General features: G+C 65.5%; 5 protein-coding genes. 4 read left to right on the forward strand and 1 reads right to left on the reverse strand.

Features of this window, described 5'->3' with window-relative positions; all coding sequences use genetic code 11:
• The 4 genes from smc to def form a co-directional block, all read left to right on the forward strand.
• The coding region (gene smc, locus NDI87_RS15405) for a chromosome segregation protein SMC (RefSeq protein WP_296276331.1) at positions 1–2,798 on the forward strand (2,798 nt) is incomplete at its 5' end.
• The gene (locus tag NDI87_RS15410; RefSeq protein ID WP_296276332.1) at positions 2,798–3,832 is read left to right on the forward strand and encodes a cell division protein ZipA C-terminal FtsZ-binding domain-containing protein; all 1,035 of its coding nucleotides are present in this window, start codon (positions 2,798–2,800) and stop codon (positions 3,830–3,832) included. The genes smc and NDI87_RS15410, both read left to right, overlap by 1 nt.
• Positions 3,833–3,844: 12 nt before the next feature.
• Positions 3,845–5,911, forward strand: coding sequence for an NAD-dependent DNA ligase LigA (gene ligA / locus NDI87_RS15415; protein WP_296276333.1), 2,067 nt, complete (start codon positions 3,845–3,847; stop codon positions 5,909–5,911).
• The gene (gene def / locus NDI87_RS15420) at positions 5,898–6,437 is read left to right on the forward strand and encodes a peptide deformylase (RefSeq protein WP_296276334.1); all 540 of its coding nucleotides are present in this window, start codon (positions 5,898–5,900) and stop codon (positions 6,435–6,437) included. The genes ligA and def overlap by 14 nt, the downstream gene beginning before the upstream one ends.
• Here def and NDI87_RS15425 read toward each other — a convergent pair.
• Positions 6,434–7,132 (reverse strand): ACT domain-containing protein (locus NDI87_RS15425; protein ID WP_296276335.1); only part of this gene is annotated, 699 nt, incomplete at its 5' end. The genes def and NDI87_RS15425 overlap by 4 nt on opposite strands.

Here is a 7,132-nt window from a genome sequence, read left to right on the forward strand (position 1 = left end):
AGGCCGAGCAGGACCGGATTCAGGCAGACGGACTGGCCGCCGTGAATGCGCTGGAGGCCCGCATGGCGGACCTGCGCCACATCGAGGCCGAGCTGGAAACCGTGCGCCAGGCCCATTACGCCGCCGGCGACCAGGTCAACCAGGCGCAGGGCAAGTTGTACGAAGCCAGCGCCGAGGTCGGGCGGCTGGAGGCCGAGATCAGGTTTGTGGTGGAAGGGCGCCAGCGCGTTGAGTTGCGGCTGCGCACGCTGCTGGAGCAGGCTACCGAATGGGCCACGCGGCGCCAGGACGCCGAGGCCGCCCTGGAAGAACTGGCTGAACTCGAACTGCTGGGCGAAGACAAAAACGAGGTGCTGGCCGCCCGGCTGGAAGAGCAGGCGCAGCACCTGCCGACGCTGGAAGAGGCTTTGCGCCAGGCCCAGCGCGCCGCCGGCGACCAGCGTGCCAGCGTGACCCAGGTGCAGCAGCAGATTGGCGTACTGGCCGCCGAGCAACGCGGCATTGAAGAGCAGTCACGCCAACTGGGCTCGCGCCGCGAGCGCCTGCTGACTGAGCGCAACAGCCTGGTGGCGCCTGATGAGCTCAAATTAACCGAACTGCAGCGTCTGCTGGATTTGGCGCAAGACACCTCAGACGTGGCGCAGGCCCGGCTCGAGACGCTGAGCGACAGCGCCCCCGAGCTGGACGACCGGCGCCGCCAGCAGCAGCAGACCGTGAACCGCGAGTCGGCGCAGTTGGCCGAGTTGTCGGCCCGGCTGGCAGCGCTCAAGGCATTGCAGGAAAAGGTCATGACCGACGGCAAGTTGCAGCCCTGGCTGCAAAAGCACGGCCTCGACCATTTGCAGGGCCTGTGGAGTCGCCTGCACATCGAGCAGGGCTGGGAAAACGCCCTGGAAGGCGCCCTGCGGGAACGCCTGGGCGCGCTGGAGGTGAGCCGGCTCGAACTGGTGCGAGCTTTTGCGCAGGACGTGCCACCGGCCAAGCTGGCGTTTTACAGCCCGCCACCGGCTGTTTTGTCGCCTGCCAATGCCCTGCTGCCACGCTTGTCGGACTTGCTGCGGCTGCACGATGCCGGTCAAAAAGCGGTGCTCGACGACTGGCTGCAGGGCTGTTTTACCGCGACCAGCCTCGAAGACGCGCTGGGCAGCCGCGACAAATTACAGCCCGGTGAACTGATTTATGTCAGGACCGGCCACGCGGTCGGCCGCCACAGCGTGAGTTTTTACGCGCCCGACTCCGAGCAGGCGGGTCTGCTGGCGCGTGCCCAGGAAATTGAAAACCTGGAAAAGGAGCTGCGCGCCCAGGTGCTGATCAGCGACGAAGCGCGCGCCGTGCTGGCACGCGCCGAGGCCGCCTATGCCGATGTCGCGCAGCGCCTGGCCACAAGCCGCAAGGAAGCGGCTGAGGCACAACAAAATGCCCACAAGCTGCAGGTGCAAACCCTGCAACTGAGCCAGCAAGCCGAACAGGCCCGCAGTCGCAGCGCCCAGCTTGCCAGCGACCTGGCGGAGGTGGAGGGCCAGCTCGACGAACTGCAGGAGCGCCGCGTGCTGGCTGAAGCGCGCTTCGAGGAACTCGACATGCAGCTCGCCGACGCCCAGCAGCGCCATGCCGAGCTCGATGACCAGGTGATGGCGGCCGAGCGCAAATTGGGCGCCAGCCGCGAGCAGTTGCGCAGCCTGGAACGTGACAAGCAGGAAGCCACCTTCAGCCTGCGCAGCCTGGACGCGCGCAAGGCCGAGTTGTCACGCGGCATTGAAACGGCGGTGGCGCAAGCGGCAGCGGTGGCGGCCGAGACCCAAAGGGCGCAGGATGAACTGGCGCGCCTGAACGACGCCGCCGCGCAAGGCGGCCTGCAACAGGCGCTGGCCGTCAAGCTGGAACGTGAACAGGCGCTGGGCGCCCAGCGCAGCCAATACGACGACCTGACCGCCAAACTGCGCGCCAGCGACGAGCGCAGGCTGCAACTGGAGCGTGAGCTGGACCCTTTGCGCGCCCGCATCACCGAATTCCAGCTCAAGGAACAGGCGGCCCGGCTGGGTTTTGAGCAGTACAGCCAGCTCCTGAACGACGCCCAGGCCGACCTGCAGGCGCTGGCGCTGTCTATAGCGCAGGACAATGTGCGCCTGGCCGGTTTGCAGGGCGAGATCGACCGCATCAACCGCGACATTGCCGCCCTCGGTGCGGTCAACCTGGCGGCCCTGGACGAGCTGGTCGTCGCGCGCGAGCGCAAGCAATTTTTGGATGCCCAGACGGCCGACCTGGTGGAGGCCATGACCACGCTCGAAGACGCCATCCGCAAGATCGATGGCGAAACCCGCGAGCTGTTGTCGGGTACCTTCAACAAGGTCAACGAGCACTTTGGCAAGATGTTCCCCGAGCTGTTTGGCGGGGGCAATGCGCGCCTGGTGATTACCGGCGACGAAATCCTGGACTCGGGGGTGCAGGTGGTGGCGCAGCCGCCGGGCAAGAAAAACCAGAGCATCGCCCTGCTTTCGGGAGGGGAAAAGGCGCTGACCGCGATTGCCCTGGTGTTTGCCATTTTCCAACTCAACCCGGCGCCGTTCTGCCTGCTCGACGAAGTCGATGCGCCGCTGGACGATGCCAACACCGAGCGTTATGCCAAACTGGTGGCCAGCATGAGCAAAGACACCCAGTTTTTGTTCATCAGCCACAACAAGATCGCCATGGAAATGGCCAGACAGCTGATTGGTGTCACCATGCAGGAACAAGGCGTGTCACGCATTGTGGCGGTGGACATGGACGCGGCGCTGTCGATGACGGAATGGAGTGAATGATGATGTCTATGCAATTGGGTTTGCTGGTATTGGGTGTGCTGGTGCTGCTGGCCATGGCGGCTTATTACGCCTGGCTGGCCAGAAAAAACAAGCCGCGCCAGGCTGAACCGGCCGCGTCGCGGCTGCCGGAATCTCTGGAAGGGCGCATCGAGCCCCATTTGAGCGACCACCCGCTGGACGGCGACACGTTTGCCGCGCCAGCCCCGGAAAAAAAGCCGGCGCTCGATCCGCTGATTGATGCCGTGGCCCCGATTGCACTGGAGGCGCCGGTGTCTGGCGAAGCCGTGCTGGCCGCCTTCCCATCGACGCGACGGGTGGGCAGCAAACCCTTTGCCATCGAGGGCTTCAATGCCCTGAGTCAACGCTGGGAGCCACCGCTGGCAGGCCAAACCTACGCCCAGTTGCAGGCCGGTGTGCAACTGGCCAACCGCTCCGGTGCGCTCAACGACATCGAGTTTTCCGAATTTGTCATGAAAACCCAGAATTTCTGCGATGCCATCAACGGCACGCCCGATTTGCCCGCGATGCGCAACGAGGTCAACCGGGCGCGCGAGCTGGACCAGTTTGCCAGCGGCCACGATGCCCAGCTGGTGCTGATGGTGCAGGCGCGCCGGGCGGCCTGGAGCCCCAGCTATATCCAGCAAACAGCGGCAAAATTCGGCTTTGTCATGGGCGCCATCGCTGGTCGAATGGTGATTCCGGCCAGCACGAGCGGCCTGCCGCCGGTGGTCAGCCTGAGCTTTGACACGCTCACCGCCCTGGCCGACGACCCGACCCAGTCGGCCTTGCGCCAGATCACGCTGGGGCTGGATGTGGCGCAGGTGGACCCCGGCGAAAAACCGTTTGAACGCATGCGTGAAGTGGCCGATGCGCTGGCGCATGAGATGGACGGCATGGTCACCGATGACCAGGGCGCCGCCTTGTCGCCCGAGGGCATGACGGTGATTGCTGCTGAACTGGAGCAGCTGTACGAGATGCTGGCCCAGCGCGAACTGGCGGCGGGCTCGCCGCTGGCGCGCCGGCTTTTTTCCTGAGCCCTGTCATGCATGACCACCTTTGACTTGTTTGCGCCCGAGCCTGACGACGCCGCGCTGATGGCGCAACTGCGCCAGACCCTGCATGACCATGCGCACCGCTATTACGTGCTGGATGCGCCGACCCTGCCCGATGCCGAATACGACCGGCTGTTCCGGCAGTTGCAGGCGCTGGAGGCGCGCCACCCCGAACTGATCACCCCCGATTCGCCGACCCAGCGCGTCGGCGGCAAGCCGCTGGAGCAGTTTGCCGCCGTGCGCCACGCCGTGCCGATGCTGAGCATTCGCACCGAAACCGACACCCAGGCCAGTGGCGCCGAGCTGTTTGATGCGCGCATCCGCCGTGAACTGGGGCTGACCGCGCTTGACCCGGCGATCGACTATGTGGCCGAGCCCAAGTTTGACGGCCTGGCCATGAACCTGCGCTACGAGCGGGGGGTGCTGGTGCAGGCCGCCACGCGCGGTGATGGCGAGGTGGGCGAGGACGTGACGCAAAACATTCGCACCATCGGCCAGATTCCGCTGCGCCTGCCGGCCGGGGTGCCCGCGGTGCTGGAGGTGCGTGGCGAGGTTTACATGCGCCGCGATGACTTCGAGGCGCTCAACGACAAGCAGCGCGCCGCCGGGCAAAAAACCTTCGTCAACCCGCGCAATGCCGCCGCCGGTGCGGTGCGCCAGCTGGACCCGGCCATTGCGGCGCAACGCCCCTTGAGTTTTTACGCTTATGGTTTGGGTGCGGTGACGCCGCCGGAAGCCGGCGGACCGGTCTGGCAGAGCCATTTTGAGCTGATGCAAACCCTGAAAAGCTGGGGTTTCCCGGTGTCGGAGCTGGTCAAGTGCGCGCAAGGCGCCGCCGAGTTGGTGGCCTATTACGACGCCATTGGCCGGCAGCGCGATGCCCTGGGTTTTGACATTGACGGTGTGGTGTACAAGGTCAACAGCCTGGCGCTGCAGCGCCAGCTGGGCTTTGTCACGCGCGAGCCGCGCTGGGCGGTGGCGCACAAGTTTCCGGCGCAGGAAATGCTGACCAGTGTGCTGGCCATCGACGTGCAGGTGGGGCGCACCGGCAAGTTGACGCCGGTGGCCAAGCTGGCGCCGGTGTTTGTCGGCGGCGTCACGGTGACCAACGCCACCCTGCACAACGAGGACGAAGCGCGGCGCAAGGACGTGCGCGTGGGCGACACGGTGATCGTGCGCCGCGCCGGTGACGTGATTCCGGAAGTGGTGAGCGTGCTGCTGGACAAGCGGGTGGACGAGCCGGCCATCTTTACCATGCCGCGCCTTTGCCCGGTGTGCGGCAGTGCGGCGGTGCGCGAGGAGGGCGAGGCCGACTACCGCTGCACCGGCGGCCTGTTTTGCAGCGCCCAGCGCAAGCAGGCGATATTGCACTTTGCCCAGCGCCGCGCGGTCGAGGTTGAAGGGCTGGGCGACAAGCTGGTCGACCAGCTGGTGGATGCGGGCATCATCAACACGCTGCCGGACCTGTACCGGCTCGGGTTCACGGCGCTGGCCAATCTTGCGCGCATGGCCGACAAGTCGGCGCAAAACATCCTGGACGCCTTGGAAAAGTCCAAGCAGACCACGCTGCCGCGTTTTCTCTTTGGCCTGGGCATACGCCATGTGGGCGAGGCCACGGCCAAGGCGCTGGCTCGCCACTTCGGCCAGCTCGACGCCATCATGGACGCCCCCGAGGACGCCTTGCTGGCGGTGGCCGACGTGGGCCCGATCGTGGCCAAAAGCATCCGCACCTTTTTTGACCAGGCGCACAACCGCGAGGTGGTGGAGCAACTGCGCGCCTGCGGCGTGACCTGGGCCGAGGGCGAACCCGCGCCGGTGGCGGCCCAACCCCTGAGCGGCCAGACCTTTGTGCTCACCGGCACCCTGCCCACGTTGGGCCGCGAAGAAGCCAAAGCCCTGATTGAAGCCGCCGGCGGCAAGGTGGCGGGTTCGGTCAGCAAGAAAACCAGCTTTGTCGTGGCCGGCGCCGAGGCCGGCAGCAAGCTTGACAAGGCGCGCGAACTGGGTGTGGCCGTGCTCGATGAAGACCAGTTGAAGGAGATGCTCGATGGCGGTGCGTGAGATTCTGAAAATGGGCGACCCGCGCCTGCTGCGCGTGGCGCAGGCGGTGACCGCGTTCGATACCGATGAACTGCATTTGTTGATCACCGACCTGCTCGACACCATGCGCGCCGCTGAGGGCGCCGGGCTGGCGGCACCGCAGATTGGGGTGGATTTGCAGCTGGTGATTTTTGGCACGGATCGCGTCAACCCGCGCTACCCGCAGGCCCCGGTGGTGCCCCGCACGGTGCTGATCAACCCCGTGATCACGCCATTGACATCGGCGCAGGTTGAAGACTGGGAGGGCTGCCTGTCGGTGCCCGGACTGCGCGGCATGGTGCCGCGCTTTGAGCAGATTCGCTACACCGGGTTTGACCAGTACGGCGACCCCATCGAGCGCACCGTGGACGGTTTTCACGCCCGCGTGGTGCAGCACGAGTGCGACCACCTGATCGGCAAGTTGTACCCGATGCGCATGCGTGACTTCACGCAGTTCGGCTTCACGTCGGTGCTGTTTCCGGGGCTGGACAGCGCCGCAGACGATTAGGCCAGCGCTTCGAGCAATTCGGTTTCGATGGCGATCTGGGCCTTGTTTTCCTGCAGCTCGGGGCCGTCAACCAGGAAGGTGTCGTCGACGCGCTCGCCCAGGGTGTTGATCTTGGCCAGTTGCACGTTGACCTTGTGCCGGGCCAGCACCTGGGCGACGCTGTAAAGCAAACCCACCCGGTCGCTGGCCGAGATGTTAAGCAACCAGCGCTGGCCTTTTTCATCGGGTTGCAGGCTCACACGGGGCGTAATGGGAAAACTCCTGACCCGTCGTGAGATTCTTCCTTTGCCTGGCGCAGGCAGCGGCCCGGTTTGCATGATGGCACGGACCAGCTCGGCTTCCACCATGCTGGCCAGCTCATGGTAGAGCTCGGGCATGGCCTGGGCTGTGACCTGAAAGGTGTCGAGCGCATAGCGGTTGTAGGCGGTATGCACGCGCGCGTCCAGAATGCTGAAGCCCCGTTGTTCGAAGTAGCCACAGATGCGGGCAAACAGATCGGCCTGGTCGGGGGTGTAGACCAGCACTTGCAGGCCTTCGCCCAGCGGCGACAGGCGGGCCCGAACGATCGACTTGCCGGAATTGACATGGCGCGAGAGCTGGCGCGTGTGCCAGGCAATGTCGGAGGCGTCGTGGCGCATGAAGTAGCCCACATCCATGGTGTCCCACAAGGCCTTGTGCCCCTCGAACGGTTGGGC

It is taken from the genome of Rhodoferax sp. (assembly GCF_023701345.1).
Lineage (GTDB): Bacteria > Pseudomonadota > Gammaproteobacteria > Burkholderiales > Burkholderiaceae_C > Rhodoferax.

Coding starts and splice junctions, on each gene's coding strand:
- NDI87_RS15410 (WP_296276332.1), top strand. CDS start 2,798: ATGATGTCTATGCAATTGGGTTTGCTGGTATTGGGTGTGCTGGTGCTG.
- ligA (WP_296276333.1), top strand. CDS start 3,845: ATGACCACCTTTGACTTGTTTGCGCCCGAGCCTGACGACGCCGCGCTG.
- def (WP_296276334.1), top strand. CDS start 5,898: ATGGCGGTGCGTGAGATTCTGAAAATGGGCGACCCGCGCCTGCTGCGC.